Origin of the sequence: Thalassolituus alkanivorans (assembly GCF_020447205.1) — a bacterium.
Classification (GTDB): Bacteria; Pseudomonadota; Gammaproteobacteria; order Pseudomonadales; family Oceanobacteraceae; genus Venatoribacter; species Venatoribacter alkanivorans.
Map to the genome: position 1 here is coordinate 1 of NZ_JAJAEL010000038.1, position 18,132 is coordinate 18,132.

Genomic DNA, 18,132 nt, shown 5'->3' on the forward strand with positions numbered 1-18,132 from the left:
TCTTGAATTCTTCGGGGTAACGTTTGTTGCTCATGCTCACCTCTGTTTGAGTCATTTTCTCTAACTCAAAGGTGTCTAGCAAACTGGTGGCGATTCACAGCTTGTTCTGCAGTGTGGCTTTCACATCTTCTCTGAACACCAGCAGTACAGTGACGGTCACGATAATAGCGACCCAGCCCAGATTACTTAGGAAAGTATTGAAGAACTGCATTCCCTCTGCTTTGGCTAGGCCTTGCATCCATTGTGGGCCGGTCTTCATGGCAATCAGTCGGGAGTTCACGGCAACGGAAAGCGGCAGGGTAGCCATCGCCCATGCGATAGCGAAGGCTGACGAGCGGCTGATGAGCCATGCAGCTCCACCAGCCATTAGGACTGGAATGAGTATGGCCAGTGATGACATCGGTAAGTGTGGCAGGGTGCCGTTCGTCAGAGACAGGCCGTATTTTCCCAGCGTCAGAATAATAGGCATAAGGATCAGCATTGCGGTGTTGAGCTTCAGGTTCATAGTCACGTCCTTGGTAAGAGTCCTGCCACGTATTCGCTAATAATCGGGCACTTGATGTAGCCATCGGTGCAACGCTTATTCATGTATTTGATGAAGTTGGTATTGATATTAACGAAGGTATCCCTTCTGGCTTCAGAGGGCTCATCGCCCATCGGAGGGTTGTTCTTCATCTCATGCATGAAGAACACCGCAATTTGTCTCAGAGTACGGACATCTTCGCCTGTGCCTAGGAATCGGCTGATGGGAATATCATTGGATGCCTTGATATAGGCCATCTCATGAATCAGGCTGGATCGGAAGTCCCCTTTCTGGGCGAATTCAGCGAAACGTTTGAATTGTGGAATCTCATACTCTGTACCGGCTTGGGTTATGAATAGCTGGTCGTCTCTGAAGCTGAACTTCACCTCGTCGCTCTGTAGAAGCTGTCCCACTGCATAAAATGCGGTCAGGCGCATAGCGGAATCGCCCGTCTCATACAGGTGGAGGAAGGACGTGAATACTTCTGAAGGCGTCAGGTCATAGGGTATATCCAGCGATAGCCAGAGCAGATGGAGGCCTTCTTCTGGATTGTTGCCCTCGTTCATATAGAACAGGCCCAGCTCATTCTGAGCGAATGTATTGCCGGCATACGCTGACTTATCCAGCCACATGATGTACTCATCATGCTTATTCGCAGCCTTAGCCTGCTGAGCCATTGTGTATGTACTGCGTCTGTTGCCGTGTTCTGCACTCTTGGCGAGCCAGAGTGCAGAGTCCTCGTCGTTGGCGGTAATCAGCCCCCTAGTCTTTAAGTTGAACAGTACGTTGTAAGCAGGCAGGTAGTCCTGTTCGGTAGCCTCCCTGAGAAGCTGTTCTGCCTTCTGATACTGCTCAGAATCGACAGCAGTAAGAGCTAGGTGAACCAGAGTGTTGGGATCTTCCTTCAGGCAGCCAGTCAGGCAGAGGCTCATTAAGAGAGCTGTTAGGTACTTCATAGCGCTTCCTTTTTACTAAGAATCGAACATTATTCACTTATAAGTGAATAATACTCACTCATGGCCTGTGGAGGAAGATGGAATAGGCCGGGAACATTGCTCAACTGCAAGCAATGGTCCGAACAATGACTGACAGAGAGCTACTACTCGCAATAGGAAGGAATGTCCGCAGGCAGCGCTTATTGCTGGACATTACTCAGGAAGAGTTATCCGCCCGCTCTGGGCTGCATCCTACATATATATCTGAGGTCGAGAGAGGAAAGCGGAATTTGACGGTTGTCAGTCTGTTCCGGCTGGCTGGAGCGCTGGAAACGGAGCCATCCAGAATTCTGGAATTGGTGAATAGTTCCCCAGTCATAGCAGACGATCAATAAGGCTGATCACCGTTGTTATAAGCACTCTGGATACACATGAGGAGTGCTTATGGACTACGTAACAACCCAACCAATGACCGCCCGCGAAGTTCTGGAGGTAGCTGCTCGGCTGCTGGCAGAACGCTACAAGCGGGGTGACTCATTCACTTCCCCTCATACAAGCCGTCGCTATTTGACAGACCGATTAGCTCACTATGAGCATGAGGTCTTCGCCGTACTGTTCCTAGATAGTCAGCATCGCCTGATCGAGTATAGGGAGATGTTCAGAGGGACTATCGACGCAGCGGCTGTATACCCACGAGAGGTCTTGAAGGAGGCGCTGAGGCTCAATGCAGCGGCTGTGATTCTGGCTCATAACCATCCTTCAGGTGTAGCTGAACCCTCTCAGGCTGACCGGGCGATTACAGATCGTTTGGTTCAGGCTCTGGGGCTGGTGGACATCCGGGTACTGGATCATCTTGTAATAGGTGATCAGTGCTCGGTGTCCTTTGCTGAACGTGGATACCTATGAGGAACTGCAATGAACATAGCAATGCGGATAGCTACAGTGGTGCTGGTGGCCTTGGCTACCTATCTAGCTGAGAGAGTGATGGAGGAAGATGGGCCGAAAGAGTAGTTGGTACAAAAATAAGTACCCGTAAGGGTACTTTTTAGACTTTTAAGTTATTTAACTGTCTTTATTAATTCGTTTACTAAACAATAGATGGGTTATGCACAATCTATCCAGATGTTATCCACAGAAAGATGGCTAACAACCCTTAGTTCGGGGGTTGTATTCGTACAAATGGGAGGTTATCTTTTGATCAAGCTATCTGGAACTTATTGAAAAATAAGGTTTTTTGACCGGGTCGTCAGATTGTTCAGATATGGGTAAGCAATAGCCTTGCCAATATGTTGAATGTTTAGATTGGCTATGTTACTTTGAAGCTAGTCACAAATTTAGGGGTAGGTAGCCCCTACCCTACTACGAGGGAGGGGCATACTACATGACCCAGAAATGATTTACAAGACTTTTGCAGCCTAAGCTGCCGCAGCTGTAAAGCAAGAGAGATCTGTAGTGTTTCGGCAAATTCACTTTAGCATCTCTACTTGAGAGCGCAATACTGTATAGGCATCAGGAGTCGTACAGTCTGTTGTGCTCGCCTAGCCAAAGTCGGCAGCCAGTCCTTATGTAGGAGTCTGGTTATGGCTAATCAACATAAGCCAGCACCTAAGGGGTTTCGATGGGTTTTTTGCCGCTATCGGCGGGTTAAAAATTCTGATCGGTATCTTGATGCTCACGATTATGGTCGTGAGGCGTGGTGCTTCTTAGTTCGGTGTAAATAGCGCCTAACAGGAATCGAGGGTTAGGTTGCTGTTAGCCCTCGATTTCCTAACTAATTTTAAATGTTAAATGGCTTAAGTGAGGTTCACATGGCTAAAGAAAGGAAAACAGTTGATCGGTATCGTGATGCGGATAAGGGACATTTCATTACGGAAAAGGCAGCCAACAAACGGCCACCTTCTACGTGGGTGAAAGAGCGTGTTCCCAAGCCCGGGAATGGTATTGGAAAGTAGAAGGTGCTCAGTGTCTGGAAATAAAATTCCAGACACTTCCGATGCTCTAGTTCAATATTGGAGGCGTGAGTTCTCTCCATCCTCCCTTAATGTCGGAGATACGGAAACCGTTGTATTGGAACTTATCCATTTCAGTTTTTAGCTGTTGCATAGAGAAACCGTCTGAATAGGTTGCGGTTTCGTTCAGATACTTAGGCTCGTGCCCAACCATCTGCTGCAGCTTATGAATATCCATGTCGCAGCGCAGTGACTGGCTGATAAAAGCGTGCCGGAATGAGTGAAATACTTTCTTTTCCTCTTTGAATTGAGGAAAGCATCGCTCACGGTAGCGCTCATTGGACCATTTAGATGCAACCTCGCCGGGTTTTTTCGTCCCCATTTTAATCTGAGGAAGAATCCGGTTAATTCCTGCTTTTTTCAAGCGCTCGACGTAGTCAAGGAATCCCAGATCTATCAGCGCCGCGTGTATGGGCAGAGTACGAATACCAGCATTAGTCTTTACAGACATATCCTCGCCATCATCCGTGATGGTCAGTGTTGGGATCTCAGCGGTTTCGTTGATGTCTTGCGTTCGGAGCTGTACCAGTTCACCAATCCGAGCGCCGGTAAATGCTGCCAGCACCATTAACCACCAATGAGACTGCGTACCTGTTCGGGTGCTGCGCCTGTACTTTGGATCACTGTAGATGGCTGAACTGAAAATGGTCTTCAGATCCGCACTGGTGAATGCTTCATAGCTGTTGGTTTCGGCTCTAAGCTGAAGTCCTGTAAATGGATTCTTAGACGCTGCATCTGTCTGGATCAGATAGTCGAATAACGATGACAGATTGGCCAGCTTGCCATTAATGGTTTTGGGGGAAGGCTTCTGGCTATCTGGCAGATTCAGCCTCAGCAGGTCGGTTATCGACATGCTCTTATATTGGCTTTTGGCTCTGTGTTGCTTGGGCAGTTCCTTCAGCGTATTTCGGAAGTGTTTGGCCGAGTCGTGAGTAACTTCTGATACAGTCTGAATCTCAGTGATTTCGCAGAAGTCACGAACAGCTGCTCTGTATTCGTCCAGAGTCGCAGTCTTGATGCTGGGGTCTTTGGCTTGTTTCTCCTGCAGGAACTCTTCCAGAGCATCCCCTATCAGAATCACCTTGGCAGACGTGGCGGGAGCCGAGACGCTGGCAGTGTCGGACTCCAGTTGTAATCGTGGGTTGCGGTACTTCCGAACGTATGCCCGCTTCATCTCCACGAATAGAAGATCTGCTTTTGCGTCTCGTAAGCGCTCATCGTCCAGTTTTCCGTCGTAGACCAGTTCGCACAGGTCGGAATAGCCGCCATCGTCACTCTCTTGCATTGACTCCAGATAAGCGAGCCGCTCCCGTTCAGGTATATCTAGTGCTTCAAAGCCCAGCACCCAGTCTTCGTACAGTTCACTGGCTAGGCGCTTAGCCTCGTCTTGTATTTGCTTCGGATTCATCTTCTGACGCACGCAACGATTCAGGTGTATGTATATAAGGAGGGCGTGCTCCTTCGCCTGCTTTCTGTCAGTCAGCTTCAGGGACAGGCGGATGAGCTTACCGTGCAAGCGGCGGTTGAAGTAGTAGGTAGAGCCTCGCTGGATCAGATAGTGTGTCACAAATGTGTACCATATGTGTGACAGCCTGAACGGCGGGCATAAAAAAGCCCCGCATTAGCGAGGCTCTTAGAAAGCGTGGTGCCCAGAGGCGGAATCGAACCACCGACACGGGGATTTTCAATCCCCTGCTCTACCGACTGAGCTATCTGGGCGTCTTGTTGAACAACGCTGTGTTCGTCAAGTGGCGCGTATTAAACCCGTTGGCTGAGGGAGTGTCAACCCCTCGCAATCGGTTTATTTATCTTTATTTTCAGGAACATAGCCTTCGGCCTTGTCGAACTCGTCGCCGCTGAAGAATTTGTCCCGTTGTTCGGTCAGATATTTGCGCGCCTGCATGTCCATCATATTGAGGTGCTTCTCGTTAATCAGGCGGGTCTGGTGCACAGTCCACTCGTCCCAGGCTTTACGGGAAACATGCTGGAAGATCTCTTCGCCTTTCGGGCCGGGGAAGGGCTGGCTGCTCAGGCCTTCAAGTTCCTGTTGGTACTTTTTGCAGAAAACGGTGCGGGTCATAACAATTCCTCGGACGGTATGCCGGATTCGGCGCTGGTGCCGGCCATGCTTTGCAGCAGCATTTTTACCGGTGCTGCCAGGCCCAGCGTGCTGGGGTTGCGGGGATTGTACCAGTGTTGCTGCTGGTCGCCAGTTTCGCCTACGGCGAGATGGCTGTGCGGCAGACGGATGAGTATCGGCTGAATATGCAGGTGATAGTGGCTGAATGTGTGGCGGAAAGGGGGCAGCCACTGCTCTTCATCATCGCCGCTGTGATGATTGAGCTGTTCCTGCAGCAGTTGCCGGGCCTGTTGTATGTCCTGCGCCTCCGGAAAGCTCCATAAGCCGCCCCAGATACCTTTTTGCGGACGCTGCAGCAGCAGGTATTCGCCAGCCGGGTTCTGAATCATCAGCAACAGGCTGTGCTTTTCCGGTTTTTCTTTTTTCGGTTTGCTGTTCGGGAACTGTGTCGGCTTACCGGTTTGTAAGCCCTCACATTGTGGCTGCAGCGGGCAGATACCGCAGGCGGGTTTGCTGCGTGTGCACAGGGTGGCGCCCAGATCCATCATTGCCTGGGTGTATTCGCGTGAACTGTGTTGCGGCGTCAGTTCTTCCGCCAGCGTCCACAGCTGGTTCTGTACTTTCGTTTCGCCGGGCCAGCCTTCAATCGCGAAGAAGCGGGTCAGAACGCGTTTGACGTTGCCGTCGAGAATCGGCGCATTGATATTCATGCTGATGGAGGCGATGGCGGCGGCGGTGGAGCGGCCGATGCCCGGCAGTTCGCTTAAGGCTTCGACGCTGCGCGGAAACTCGCCGTTAAAGTCGCGCACCACGGCCTGAGCACAGGCGTGCAGGTTGCGTCCGCGGGCGTAGTAACCGAGGCCGGTCCACAGGTGCAGAACGTCGTCCTGAGTCGCGGCGGCCAGCGCCTGCACATCGGGGAAGCGCTGCATAAAGCGTTCAAAATAGGGAATAACGGTGCTGACCTGGGTTTGTTGCAGCATGATTTCGGAAACCCAGACCCGGTAAGGGTTAATCTGCTGCTGCCAGGGCAGGTCTTTGCGGCCGTGTTTGTGATACCAGCCGAGCACGGCATCGGCGAAAGAAAATGAGCGCGTCATAAATACAGATGATTAAGATTTGGGCGCCAGTATAGGTATTTCAGCGTTGTGGAACGAGGGCTTATTGCAGCAGGCTGATATGGTTGCCCTGCTGACGCATGCGCTCGTTTTCGTTGAGGAACTGATGCAGCTGGCCCAAAGACAGTGGCCGGCTGAACAAATAGCCCTGGCCCTCATCGCAGTTGTTCTGCCGTAAAAAGTGCAGCTGCTCCTGGGTTTCGACGCCTTCAGCCACCACCGTCATGCTCAGTTTATGCGCCATGGCGATTACCGCGGCGGTGATTGCCATATCGTTCTTGTCGTCCGGGATATCCATAACAAAGGAGCGGTCGACCTTCAGTACGTCAATCGGGAAGCGTTTGATATAGGCCAGAGAGGAGTAGCCGGTACCAAAGTCATCGATGGCGATGGCCACGCCGATTTTTTTGATTTCCTGCATGATCTGAATCGCGCTTTCTACGTCTTCCATCAGCGTACTTTCGGTAATTTCCAGCTCCAGACAGTGGGGCGGGATCTGGCTGATTTCGATCACACTGTTAATACGGGCCAGCAGGCTCGGGTCGGTAAACTGACGGGCCGAGAGGTTAACCGCAACCTTGGCGGTATTGGGCAGTACATTGCTGCGGATCAGTGAGCTGATCTGACGGCAGCTTTGCTCCAGTACCCAGCTGCCGATTTCAATAATTTGTCCGGTTTCTTCAGCAACGGGAATAAAACGGTCGGGAGTAATCATGCCTTTGTCCGGGTGCTGCCAGCGGATCAGGGTTTCAACACCGGTGACGCTGTAATCGAACAGGCTGATTTTAGGCTGGAATACCAGACTGAATTGTTCGCGGTTAATGGCTTCGTTGATTTCTTTTTCCAGTGACAGGTGTTCGAGAATCGACTGGTTCATATCCTCGGAGAAAAACTGGAAATTGTTGCGTCCAAGCTCTTTGGCGCGGTACATGGCCAGATCGGCATTTTTCATCAGGGTGTTAACGTCAGTGGAATCGTCCGGCGTCAGGGTAATACCGATACTGACTGTGGTGACGATGTCCTGACCTTTGATGCGGATGGGCTTGGCCAGTGCCAGCAGCAGTTTTTCGGCGACCACCAATACGTCGGAGGTGTGATGAACATCGGTCAGCAGGATGGTGAATTCGTCACCGCCGATGCGCGATACGGTGTCATTTTCGCGCACGGTAGCGCTTAAGCGGTTGGAAACTTCTTTCAGCAGAATATCGCCGGCATCGTGACCCAGAGTGTCGTTGATGCGTTTGAACTGATCCATATCGAGGAACATCAGCGCCATTGAAGAGCCGGAACGCAGTACGCTTTTAACGGCTTTTTCCAGACGATTTTTAAACAGGCGGCGGTTGGCAAGGCCGGTCAGCGGGTCGTAAAAGGCGAGGTTTTCCATCTGAATCTGGGCGGCTTTCAGCTCGGAAATATCTGAAATAGCCCCTAAATAACCCAATAATTCGCCATGACGGTCGTGCAGCGCACTGGCCAGTAACTGAATCCAGGTATGGCTGTGATCGCGGCGTACCAGACGCAATTCCAGTGCGATACTTTCCTGTTCGCAGATCAGCCGGTTCCAGGCTTGCTGGGTGGTGCTGAGATCATCCGGGTGAATACGGGCAAACCAGTCCTGCAGGCTGGGTAATTCATCGGGAATGCCATGAATATCGCGCCAGCGCTGATTCACATATTGCAAACGCTGCTTGCCATCGACCTGAAAAATACCAACGGGCGAGAGGGCGGTGAGTTTGCGGAAACGTTCTTCACTGGTTTTCAGCGAGGCGTTTTCGTCTTCAATAGTCAGCAGCAGACCGTTGAACAGATCGACCAGATCGCCCAGTTCATCGTTATTTTCTTTGGCTGCGCGGGTGGAGTAGTCCTTGTTGAGCATAATATGGCGCAGGGTATTGCCCAGATCTTTCATGGGCCTGGCGACGACATCCTGCAGCTTGGTCGCCAGGAAAATTGCCAGCAAAACCGCTGCTGCGAGAATCAGCAGTGAAAAAATCAGAAACTGATTAATTCGTTGCAGCAGGTCTTTGTGGCTGATCTCTATATAGAGAGTACCGATGGGGTTGTTGTCCAGCAGAATGGGGAAAAACTGGGCGAAATTATGGTGCTGATTATTTTGCAGGCCCTGCAGGATTTCCGGGCACTGTGTTGCGCCGTCTTCCGGATGATAAGACGCTGCCAGCGCCTGGCTTTCGGCATAGATACAGCCACGCACAACACTGCTATCGGCGCGCAGGGTATTCAGATTGGTGCGCAGTAAGGCGAAGTCGCTGAAGGTCAGCGCGGCGGTAGCACGGTTGGCAATAACTTCACCCAGTACGGTCAGTTTTTTCTGGGTGTCCTGGCGGCTCAGATAGTATTCGAGAGAAATAAAGGCGAGGTTTGAAACCAGCAGCGTCAGGCCTGTGGTAATCAGAGCGATGATAACCAGCTTACGGCGCAGCGACTGTGCGCTGAGAGAGCGGATCACAGCTCACTCTCCTGCGCATGCCCGGGATAACCCTGTGTGCAAATCATCGGATGGATACGATTCTCCCGTTGAATAAAACTGCTTATGCGACCCTGCTGCACAACACTCTCCGATTCCCTGCTGCTGGCAATATGCCCCAGGCTGAATACCTGCCAACAATCCTGTTGAGTGGCCGCGACAGAGGCATCTGCATGATTCTGGCGGCCGGAGACAGACAATAAACTGCTGTGCCGGATTGCGGAAGATATTCCTTCGCGGCGGAGGCGGGCTTTGCCGAGTATGTCCGCCTGCGTACGGCACCTTCTTCAGCTTAGGTAAGGAGTGTGAGGATTACCATTGTCTGGCGAAATGCAGGCATAAAAAAACTGGCCGCAAGGGCCAGTAACAGGGGAGGAAAAAAACAAGAAAGAGAGACTTGCTGTAACTTAGTTGGCGTCCTGTGCAGAAAGTTCCGCCAGCAGTTCATTCATGCTGATATTTTGCAGACGCTCGCTCAGTTGCTCGCGGTAGGTTTTCACCATACCCAGGCCAGCAATGACGGCATCGTAGATACGCCATTCCTGGCTGTCTTTATCGCGGTACAGGCGAAAGTCCACAGGAATTGTGTTGCCATTGTTCTGTTTCAGCGTGCCTTTAACCAGTGCTTTATCGCCGCTGTCGTTAAAGCGCGCTTCATCAAATTCGAACTGTTCGCCATTAAAGGCTTTAAAGGCACCACTGTAGGTGCGGATCTGCAGCTCACGGAAGCGGTCAATAAAGGCCTGACGCTGCTCCGGGTTGGCGCGGCGCCAGTACTTGCCCAGTGCGCCCATGGCGATTTTTTCCTGATCAATAGCGGGCACGATATAGGTCTGCACCAGGCGGCGGACTTCCTCTTCGGTGCGCTGTTCCGGCTGCAGTTTGTTCAGCTCGTTAATGATGCCCAGCGTTGCTGAAGCAACCACATCGCGTGGCGCAACTTCAGCCGTAACGGCTGTCGTACCAGTCTCATTGGCTGCAACACCGGAGCAGGCAAGCAATGCGGCTAAAAAAACCGCAAAGGTTGATAATGTCTGGATGGCGATTCGCATATTGGTTATCCGTCAGGAGACTTACAGTTTGACCAGTATGGCTATCGGCGCCGGAGATGAAAAGGTGGCGGTTTATGAATTTTTTGTTGCGTCCATGCAACGATGATGGGTTATTTGTCTGGATTGTATGTCCATAGGTTATCTTTCAGCGTGAATCCGCGGTGCTGCAGAGCAGCAGTAAGGTCGTCCGGGCAGGCTTCAATAAGGAGTGTTTTTCCTTCGTCGGTCGCCCACTGCTGAATAAAATGCAGTAACTGGTGCATCACGCCACGGCGCTGGGTGATGGTGCGTACCGCCGCCTGTTGCAGAAGTACTCCCTCGTTGCTTTCGTTTGCCAGCATCACGCCGATAATACGGTCGTTAAAACGTCCGGCCATAATCCAGCCACCACTCTGCAGGTGTTGCTCCAGTGCGGTGCGGTCAGAAAGCAGGCCGTTGGTTGCGGTTTCCTGATGAATTTTGTCGAGATCGTTCCAGTCGGCATCGGCCGGTGACTGGATATGTTCCAATTTAACGGGCACAGCATGGCTCCATAGGATGGCGGAATAGCAGGCCGGAGCGGAATATTACCGGGAATTTGTCCCGCCGCCTTGTCCCGGCCTATTTTCTTAAGCGCTTTGCTTTATAATGCTTTCTTTTCCTTTTTGCGAGAGTTGGAGCAAGCCCATGGCCCGCAGCGCAACGGTCGAGCGTAATACGCTGGAGACCCAGATCAGCGTCACCATCAACCTGGACGGCACCGGTAAAGCACGCTTTGATACCGGCGTACCTTTTCTGGAACATATGATGGATCAGATTGCCCGCCATGGTCTGATCGACCTCGATATCACCTGTAAAGGTGATAACCACATCGACGATCACCACAGCGTGGAAGACATCGGTATCACCCTCGGTCAGGCATTCGCCAAGGCCGTCGGTGATAAAAAAGGTATCGTCCGTTATGGCCATTCCTACGTGCCGCTGGATGAGGCGTTGTCGCGTGTGGTTGTCGACTTCTCCGGCCGTCCCGGTCTGGATATGAAGGTAGAATTCACCCGCGCCAGCATCGGCAAGCTGGATACTCAGCTGTTCTGGGAGTTCTTCCAGGGCTTTGTTAACCACGCCGGTGTGACTCTGCATATCGATAACCTGAAAGGTTTTAACGCCCACCATCAGGCCGAAACCATTTTCAAAGCCTTCGGCCGCGCACTGCGTATGGCGCTGGAGCTGGATCCACGCATGGCCGGTGTGATGCCGTCCACTAAAGGTTGCCTGTAAGCACAAGGGATAAATGAATGAGCAGTAAACTCTGTGCAGTGATCGATTACGGCATGGGCAATCTGCACTCCGCCCATGGCGCGCTGCAGACTGTGGCGCCGGATACTAAAGTGGTGGTTACCAGCGATGCCGACGTGATCCGCAAAGCCGATCACGTGGTATTGCCCGGTGTCGGTGCTATCCGTGACTGTATGGCAGAAATCCGCCGTCAGGGAATCGATCAGGTAGTGGCCGAAGTGCGTAAAAGCAAGCCACTGCTGGGCATCTGTGTGGGCCTGCAGGCCATGATGGAACGCAGCGAAGAAAACGGCGGCGTTGAGTGCATGGGATTATTTCCCGGCGAAGTAAAATTCTTCGGCAATGATCTGGTAGAAAACGGCGAGCAGCTGAAAGTCCCGCATATGGGCTGGAACCGTGTTGAGCAGGTTGTGCACCCGCTCTGGGCCGGTATCGCCGATAACAGCCGTTTCTACTTTGTGCATTCCTATTATGTGCAGGCGGCTAATGCTGCTCAGGTGAAAGGCCGTGGCCATTACGGCGTCGACTTTGCGGCAGCCATGGGCGAAGACAATGTCTTTGCAGTGCAGTTTCACCCGGAAAAAAGTCACAACGCCGGTCTGGCGTTACTGAAAAACTTCCTCGCCTGGGATGGTCAGGCCTGATTCAAAATTCAGAATGTAAGGTAAAACAATGCTGGTAATTCCTGCGATTGATTTAAAAGATGGTCAGTGTGTGCGTTTGCGTCAGGGCCGTATGGAAGATTCCACCGTCTTTGGTGATGATCCGGTTTCTATGGCCAAGCGCTGGGTCGATGCCGGCTGTCGCCGCCTGCACCTGGTGGATCTGAACGGTGCATTCGCCGGTACTCCGGTTAACGGTGAAGCGGTGACGGCAATCGCCAAAGCGTTTCCGGGTCTGCCGATTCAGATTGGTGGCGGTATCCGCACGCTGGAAACCATCGAGCATTACATTAAGGCTGGCGTCAGCTATGTGATTATCGGTACCAAGGCGGTTAAAGAACCGGAATTTGTTAAAGAAGCCTGTAAGGCATTCCCGGGCACCGTCATTGTCGGTCTGGATGCACAGGATGGCTTTGTGGCTACCGATGGCTGGGCGGAAGTGTCTGATGTTAAAGCCGTTGATCTGGCCAAGCAGTTCAAAAACGACGGTGTAACCTCCATCGTTTATACCGATATTGCCCGTGACGGCATGATGCAGGGCGTGAACGTCGAAGCCACGCTGCAGCTGGCGGTTGAGGGTGGTATCCCGGTGATCGCCTCCGGTGGCGTCACCAATATCGAAGATATCCGTGCGCTGTCCAAAGTGGCCAGTCAGGGCATTCTGGGTGCCATTACCGGCCGTGCGATTTACGAAGGCACGCTGGACGTCGCCGAAGCTCAGACGCTGGCTGACGAGTTAACAGGAGCCTGATATGGCGCTCGCCAAACGTATTATTCCTTGTCTGGATGTTGATAAAGGCCGTGTTGTTAAAGGCGTGAACTTTGTTGGTATCCGCGATGCCGGTGACCCGGTGGAAATCGCCAAGCGTTATAACGACCAGGGCGCCGACGAAATTACTTTCCTCGATATTACCGCCAGTCACGAAGGTCGTGACACCACTGTGCATATGGTGGAAGCCATCGCCGAACAGGTATTTATCCCGCTGACCGTGGGTGGTGGCATCCGCGAGCTGGACGATATTCGCCGTATGCTGAATGCTGGCGCTGATAAGGTGTCGATTAACTCTGCTGCGGTATACAACCCGGAGTTTGTTAAAGCGGCGTCAGATAAATTTGGTGCACAGTGTATTGTCGTTGCGATTGACGCCAAGCAGGTCGGCGATAATCACTGGGAAATCTTTACCCACGGTGGCCGCAAGGCGACCGGTATTAATGCGGTAGAGTGGGCGGTAAAAATGGCGGAATTCGGCGCTGGTGAAATCCTGCTGACGTCTATGGACCGTGATGGCGTGAAATCGGGTTTCGACCTCGGTGTTACTCGTGCTATTGTTGATTCTGTTAATATACCGGTGATCGCCTCAGGTGGTGTGGGCAACCTCGACCATCTGGTGGATGGCGTGAAGATCGGACATGCCGATGCGGTGCTGGCCGCCAGTATTTTCCACTTTGGCGAATACACAGTGCAGCAAGCCAAGCAGCATATGGCTGCGGCGGGCATCGAAATGCGGCTTGATTAACGACCATCTGCAGAAACGGTGATGCTGGTTCTGCAGGTCAATGAAAAAGATTCGCTGGGAGGCGGATCTTTTTATGTTAATTAGCCTGTCAGAATTTAAGGAATGACAATGGGACTTAAGGAAAAAAAAGCAGCACGTGATTTCGAACAGGATCGTTTGAATTCATTGAAGGCTCAGATCTTCGAAGCTGCTAAGTTCGAGTTCGAAATTGAAATTAAGTGGGACACCATTACCATTGATGGTTACTCACATCTGTATGATCAAACCTGGCCTTTGATTTATTTTGAGCCAGTAATTATTGCACTTAAAGAATTGTGCGCCGATGATTTTTGTCAGGAAGCCGTCCAGGCCGATCTGAAAAAGATAGTTATTGAAAATGATGGCGATATTCATAACTCCGATAAATGTGCCTCATACAGCGATGGTGTGTTAACGATTAACCACTCGCCAATTATCAATGCAGAGAATCAGGTGCAGGATCGTGCGAAAACCATTCGGGAAGTTATCGAAAACGCACTTTAAGTAACGACGCTCTTATTGTAATAAAAAAACAGACCGCATATTGGCAGTCTGTTTTTTTATAAGCTGCCGTAAAATATTATTCATCACATAAAAATTGTCAGGTCTGTGATACCAGTCGGTAAGTTCTGTCGTCCTGAATCGCTGCTGCACAAGCATTCTGTATAGATTCCGCCCTGTGTTTATGGGCTCTGGCCGATTTGTTGCGGTATTAACAGGCATGCCGTAATTGTGTACTATCTGGCCACTTATATGGGGCAGGGATGCATAATGAAATCGGGGAACAGGCGCGGGTATGCGGGCCGGATACTGCTTTGCTCATGCATGGTAATATCCGCCACCTCTGTGGCTGCAGAGTTTGATGCCTTTGAATTCGAGCCCGATATCCCTCAGGTTTTAACCCCGGTTCGTCTGCAGCAACCGCTGGCTGAAGTTCCCGCCGCTGTTACCGTTATTACCGCCGAACAGATCCGTCTCTGGGGCGCGGCCGATATCCCTTCTTTATTCCGCTTTGTTCCCGGACTGTTTGTCGCCCGCGAACTGGATTCCAATCGTACCAGTGTGGTTTATCACTCGGGTGAGGTATCGCTGGCGCGGCGGCTGGAAGTGCTGGTGGATGGCCGCTCGGTGTATAAAGCCTCCTTTGCCAATGTCGACTGGGATCAGCTCGGCATTGCCCTGCAGGATATTGAACGCATCGAAATTACCCGCGGCCCGAGTGCGGCCAGTTACGGTATGAATGCCCTGCAGGGCGTTATTCACATTATTACCCGACACCCGGCTGACAGTGCGCGTTTGCGCCTGAATGGCAGCTTTGGCTCAGAGCAGCGTCCGCAATTCTATGCCAGCATCAGCCAGCAGGGCGTGCAGCAACAAAGCCGCCTCAGTCTGTTTGGCTGGCGGGAAGGTGAGCATGGTGGCTACCACGCCGATGCTGGCGATCAGGGGGGATTTCCGGATCTGCGTCAGGTGCGTGGGCTGAACTGGTCCGGAGCCTGGCAGGCGGATATGGATAACGAGCTGCGCTGGCAATTGGGGCGCCAGCAATTGCAGCGTGATTATCTCGCCGACAGTCATTTTCAGACCGACTCGCCACAGCAGACGGCACAGTCAGATCTGGGCTGGCTGCGCTGGCGCAGTCAGCGTTCGGCCGATCATGAGGTTCAGCTTCAGGCTTATTGGCAGGCCGATAACAGTGAAGTGGATTACCACGCCTGTGCGCCGTCCATGGCATTTGATGCACAACTGAGTGAGTTGTATCAGCAGCATCCGCAGCTGGCAGAAAAGCTCGGTTATGGCCTGATGCCGCTGCAGAATCCGGCGTTAAGCAGCAGCGAGCGCAGTGCGATTACTCAGCTTTATCAGGGGCTGGCAGCGGGTGTATTTGATGCCGTGCAATTGCAGCAGGGGCTGGGATTAACTGCGGCGGTAACGGCCGGTGAATACAGCTCGGCGCAGCAGATTGTGCAGCGTGCTGTGGCTGCCAATGCTCTGGATCAGATGTTATGCGGGCGTGGGGATCTGGATGTCTATGAGCAACGCTTTGATATTGAACTGCAGGATACCCGGCGCTGGAGCGAGCAATTGCGTTCGGTGCAGGGGATTGGATTGCGGCGTGATCTGGTGAATTCAGCAACTTATCTGCAGGGTGAAGTCCGCAACGACCAGTGGCTGGCCTTTGCCAGTGCGGAATATCGCCCGGCACCACACTGGCTGCTGTCAGCCGGACTGATGGCACAGTATCAGAGCGAAGAGGAAGTCAGCTACCTGCCACGACTGGCGCTGAATTATCTGCCCGCCGCCGATCAGAGTATCCGCGTGCAGTATTCGCGCAGCCGCCGCACTCCGGATATTGCCGAGCGTTATCTGAATGGCCGTGCGGTACTCACGGATGTAAGCAGTAATTATCTCAATCTGGATCAGGGGGGCTTGTTTATTAATGCCAACGCCGATGGCTGGCGTGATGGTTTGCGCGATGAACGTATTCAGGCCTGGGAGTTGGGCTACTTTTTACATTTACCGCAGGCGGCATTGCAGCTGGATATCAAGCTTTTCCGCGAACTGCTGGATGATCTGATTGGCAGTAATGTGACCCTGAACAGTGCCTCGCTTGCCAATGAAGGTCAGATGACCCTGAGGGGTGTTGAGTCACAGCTGCAGTGGCAGCCTTCGGGGAATCACAGTATCTGGCTGACATTGTTGCGCCAGCAGCGTGACAGCAGCCGTGCCGGCGAGCTGCTGCTGGGGGCAGAGAGCAGTGCGCGACTGGTCTGGACCCACAGTGCCGAGCAGCAGGAGCAAATGCTCGGTATTCTCTGGGATGCAAACCGGCAGAATAATGATTCGGGGCAGGGGCGCTACCGGCAGCAGCGTTTGCTGGCACGCTGGAGCTGGCGTACCTGGCTTGGGGAGTTGTCGCTCAGCAGTCAGTATGATGCCTTGCCTGAGCAGGTGCTGTATGAAACCACGCCGCGCTGGCTGAATCGCCTTGGTTGGCAGATGAGCTGGTGATAGCGGTACGAAGTAACAGATAAATAGCAGGCATAAAAAACGGCAGCCAGGGCTGCCGTTTTTTATGCCGCAATCACAGGGATTACAGCGGAACCGATCAGTACAGAACGCGGGCGCGGATAGTGCCTTCGACAGTCTTGATCTTTTCCAGAGCCAGTTCAGAAGCGTCTGCAGCAACATCAATCACCACATAACCCACTTCTTCAACAGTCTGCAGGTACTGACCTGAGATATTGATACCGTTCTCGGCGAAAATGCTGTTGATCGCATTCATCACGCCAGGAACGTTCTGGTGAATGTGCAGGATACGGTGCACGTTTTTGTTGCCTGGCAAAGCCACTTCCGGGAAGTTAACAGAAGAGGTCGTGGTACCGTTATCACTGTACTGAGCCAGCTTCTCGCCCACTTCTTTACCGATGTTTTCCTGTGCTTCAAGGGTAGAACCACCCACGTGCGGAGTCAGGATGACGTTGTCGAATTCACGCAGCGGAGTAATGAACTCTTCGCCGTTAGCGCGTGGCTCAACCGGGAATACGTCGATCGCTGCACCCAGCAGTTTCTTGCTGCGGATGGCTTCGGCCAGAGCGTCGATATCAACCACGGTACCGCGCGAGGCGTTGAGCAGGATAGAACCCTGTTTCATCTGTGCGAACTGCTCAGGACCCATCATCCACTTGGTGGCTGCGGTTTCCGGTACGTGCAGGGAAACAACATCGGCCAGATTTAGCAGTTCGTTCAGGGAACCAACCTGCTTGGCGTTACCCAGTGGCAGTTTGGTAACCACGTCGTAGAAGTACACGTCCATACCCATGCTTTCAGCCATTACAGACAGCTGAGTACCGATGGAACCGTAACCGATGATGCCCAGTTTCTTACCGCGGATTTCGTAAGAGTTATCCGCAGACTTGTTCCAGCCGCCACGGTGACACTGGGCATTACGCTCAGGAATACCGCGCATCAGCATGATGATTTCAGCCAGAGACAGTTCGGCAACGGAACGGGTGTTGGAGTACGGTGCGTTGAACACTGCAACACCACGCTTGGTGGCGGCTTTCAGGTCAACCTGGTTGGTACCGATACAGAAGCAGCCTACGGCGATCAGTTTTTCGGCGGCTTCGAAGATTTCGTCGGTCAGCTGAGTGCGGGAGCGGATGCCGACAAAGTGTGCGTCTTTGATGCGGGCTTTCAGCTCGTCATCTGGCAGCGAGGTCTTCAGGTACTCGATGTTGGTGTAACCGGCGGCATTCAGGGTCTCGAGAGCCGACTGGTGTACGCCTTCCAACAAGAGAAATTTGATCTTGCTTTTATCGAGGGAGGTTTGAGCCATGATGGTACCTATATGCAGTATGTAGAACCGTTGCGGTGAATCCGGCCGGTGCTTGCACGGTACAGCACAGGTAACGACAGGCGCCGGACTCACTTCCGGAGCGAAAACCACTCCGAAAA

At 52.4% G+C, this 18,132-nt stretch carries 17 protein-coding genes and 1 tRNA gene; 8 read left to right on the forward strand and 10 right to left on the reverse strand.

The features are described from left to right. Positions 1-94: 94 nt before the first annotated feature. Both LGT44_RS14495 and LGT44_RS14500 read right to left on the reverse strand, forming a co-directional pair. A complete protein-coding gene (locus LGT44_RS14495; RefSeq protein WP_230331211.1) occupies positions 95-505 on the reverse strand; it encodes a hypothetical protein in 411 nt (136 codons plus the stop codon). Between the two features lie 2 nt (positions 506-507). Continuing rightward, positions 508-1,479, reverse strand: coding sequence for a tetratricopeptide repeat protein (locus tag LGT44_RS14500; protein ID WP_230331210.1), 972 nt, complete (start codon positions 1,477-1,479; stop codon positions 508-510). A gap of 125 nt (positions 1,480-1,604) precedes the next feature. Here LGT44_RS14500 and LGT44_RS20280 point away from each other — a divergent pair, with 125 nt between their 5' ends. Continuing rightward, the gene (locus LGT44_RS20280; RefSeq protein WP_408033932.1) at positions 1,605-1,853 is read left to right on the forward strand and encodes a helix-turn-helix domain-containing protein; all 249 of its coding nucleotides are present in this window, start codon (positions 1,605-1,607) and stop codon (positions 1,851-1,853) included. A 49-nt stretch (positions 1,854-1,902) separates the two neighbouring features. Continuing rightward, the gene (gene radC / locus LGT44_RS14505) at positions 1,903-2,364 is read left to right on the forward strand and encodes a RadC family protein (RefSeq protein WP_230331209.1); all 462 of its coding nucleotides are present in this window, start codon (positions 1,903-1,905) and stop codon (positions 2,362-2,364) included. 1,092 nt (positions 2,365-3,456) lie between these two features. Here radC and LGT44_RS20185 read toward each other — a convergent pair. From LGT44_RS20185 to LGT44_RS14540, 7 genes are all read right to left on the reverse strand, one after another. Further along, positions 3,457-5,034: a tyrosine-type recombinase/integrase gene (locus LGT44_RS20185; protein WP_230331208.1), complete on the reverse strand. Its 1,578-nt coding sequence runs from the start codon at positions 5,032-5,034 to the stop codon at positions 3,457-3,459. Positions 5,035-5,110: 76 nt separating this feature from the next. After that, a tRNA-Phe gene (locus LGT44_RS14515) sits at positions 5,111-5,186 on the reverse strand. Positions 5,187-5,268: 82 nt separating this feature from the next. Further along, positions 5,269-5,547: an oxidative damage protection protein gene (locus LGT44_RS14520; protein ID WP_230331207.1), complete on the reverse strand. Its 279-nt coding sequence runs from the start codon at positions 5,545-5,547 to the stop codon at positions 5,269-5,271. Further along, positions 5,544-6,647 (reverse strand): A/G-specific adenine glycosylase, encoded by a 1,104-nt coding sequence (gene mutY / locus LGT44_RS14525; RefSeq protein ID WP_230331206.1) that lies wholly within the window; start codon positions 6,645-6,647, stop codon positions 5,544-5,546. The genes LGT44_RS14520 and mutY overlap by 4 nt, the downstream gene beginning before the upstream one ends. A 61-nt stretch (positions 6,648-6,708) precedes the next feature. After that, the gene (locus LGT44_RS14530) at positions 6,709-9,132 is read right to left on the reverse strand and encodes a bifunctional diguanylate cyclase/phosphodiesterase (RefSeq protein WP_230331205.1); all 2,424 of its coding nucleotides are present in this window, start codon (positions 9,130-9,132) and stop codon (positions 6,709-6,711) included. Between the two features lie 425 nt (positions 9,133-9,557). Beyond that, positions 9,558-10,202, reverse strand: a complete 645-nt coding sequence (locus tag LGT44_RS14535) for an MlaC/ttg2D family ABC transporter substrate-binding protein (RefSeq protein WP_145470712.1) — start codon at positions 10,200-10,202, stop codon at positions 9,558-9,560. Positions 10,203-10,312: 110 nt separating this feature from the next. Further along, positions 10,313-10,723 (reverse strand): acetyl-CoA sensor PanZ family protein, encoded by a 411-nt coding sequence (locus LGT44_RS14540; RefSeq protein WP_230331204.1) that lies wholly within the window; start codon positions 10,721-10,723, stop codon positions 10,313-10,315. A 145-nt stretch (positions 10,724-10,868) separates the two neighbouring features. Between LGT44_RS14540 and hisB the strand changes: the two genes are divergently transcribed. From hisB to LGT44_RS14570, 6 genes are all read left to right on the forward strand, one after another. Then, a complete protein-coding gene (gene hisB, locus LGT44_RS14545) occupies positions 10,869-11,459 on the forward strand; it encodes an imidazoleglycerol-phosphate dehydratase HisB (RefSeq protein WP_145470716.1) in 591 nt (196 codons plus the stop codon). Between the two features lie 17 nt (positions 11,460-11,476). After that, positions 11,477-12,121, forward strand: coding sequence for an imidazole glycerol phosphate synthase subunit HisH (hisH, locus tag LGT44_RS14550; protein ID WP_230331203.1), 645 nt, complete (start codon positions 11,477-11,479; stop codon positions 12,119-12,121). Between the two features lie 28 nt (positions 12,122-12,149). After that, positions 12,150-12,890: a 1-(5-phosphoribosyl)-5-[(5-phosphoribosylamino)methylideneamino]imidazole-4-carboxamide isomerase gene (hisA, locus tag LGT44_RS14555; protein WP_145470719.1), complete on the forward strand. Its 741-nt coding sequence runs from the start codon at positions 12,150-12,152 to the stop codon at positions 12,888-12,890. Position 12,891: 1 nt separating this feature from the next. After that, positions 12,892-13,656: an imidazole glycerol phosphate synthase subunit HisF gene (hisF, locus tag LGT44_RS14560; RefSeq protein WP_145470721.1), complete on the forward strand. Its 765-nt coding sequence runs from the start codon at positions 12,892-12,894 to the stop codon at positions 13,654-13,656. A gap of 108 nt (positions 13,657-13,764) precedes the next feature. Then, complete coding sequence (locus LGT44_RS14565; protein ID WP_230331202.1) at positions 13,765-14,178, forward strand: hypothetical protein; 414 nt, start codon at positions 13,765-13,767, stop codon at positions 14,176-14,178. Positions 14,179-14,520: 342 nt separating this feature from the next. Continuing rightward, positions 14,521-16,686, forward strand: a complete 2,166-nt coding sequence (locus LGT44_RS14570) for a TonB-dependent receptor plug domain-containing protein (RefSeq protein WP_230331201.1) — start codon at positions 14,521-14,523, stop codon at positions 16,684-16,686. 97 nt (positions 16,687-16,783) lie between these two features. On the opposite strand, the gene serA is transcribed toward LGT44_RS14570, so the two are convergent. Then, positions 16,784-18,013: a phosphoglycerate dehydrogenase gene (gene serA / locus LGT44_RS14575; protein WP_145470727.1), complete on the reverse strand. Its 1,230-nt coding sequence runs from the start codon at positions 18,011-18,013 to the stop codon at positions 16,784-16,786. Positions 18,014-18,132: the final 119 nt, after the last annotated feature.

Excerpts from the sequence above, each read along its gene's own strand:
- LGT44_RS14495 (WP_230331211.1), bottom strand. The coding sequence starts at position 505 with ATGAACCTGAAGCTCAACACCGCAATGCTGATCCTTATGCCTATTATT.
- LGT44_RS14500 (WP_230331210.1), bottom strand. The coding sequence starts at position 1,479 with ATGAAGTACCTAACAGCTCTCTTAATGAGCCTCTGCCTGACTGGCTGC.
- LGT44_RS20280 (WP_408033932.1), top strand. The coding sequence starts at position 1,605 with ATGACTGACAGAGAGCTACTACTCGCAATAGGAAGGAATGTCCGCAGG.
- radC (WP_230331209.1), top strand. The coding sequence starts at position 1,903 with ATGGACTACGTAACAACCCAACCAATGACCGCCCGCGAAGTTCTGGAG.
- LGT44_RS14520 (WP_230331207.1), bottom strand. The coding sequence starts at position 5,547 with ATGACCCGCACCGTTTTCTGCAAAAAGTACCAACAGGAACTTGAAGGC.
- mutY (WP_230331206.1), bottom strand. The coding sequence starts at position 6,647 with ATGACGCGCTCATTTTCTTTCGCCGATGCCGTGCTCGGCTGGTATCAC.
- LGT44_RS14535 (WP_145470712.1), bottom strand. The coding sequence starts at position 10,202 with ATGCGAATCGCCATCCAGACATTATCAACCTTTGCGGTTTTTTTAGCC.
- hisB (WP_145470716.1), top strand. The coding sequence starts at position 10,869 with ATGGCCCGCAGCGCAACGGTCGAGCGTAATACGCTGGAGACCCAGATC.
- hisH (WP_230331203.1), top strand. The coding sequence starts at position 11,477 with ATGAGCAGTAAACTCTGTGCAGTGATCGATTACGGCATGGGCAATCTG.
- hisA (WP_145470719.1), top strand. The coding sequence starts at position 12,150 with ATGCTGGTAATTCCTGCGATTGATTTAAAAGATGGTCAGTGTGTGCGT.
- hisF (WP_145470721.1), top strand. The coding sequence starts at position 12,892 with ATGGCGCTCGCCAAACGTATTATTCCTTGTCTGGATGTTGATAAAGGC.
- LGT44_RS14565 (WP_230331202.1), top strand. The coding sequence starts at position 13,765 with ATGGGACTTAAGGAAAAAAAAGCAGCACGTGATTTCGAACAGGATCGT.
- serA (WP_145470727.1), bottom strand. The coding sequence starts at position 18,013 with ATGGCTCAAACCTCCCTCGATAAAAGCAAGATCAAATTTCTCTTGTTG.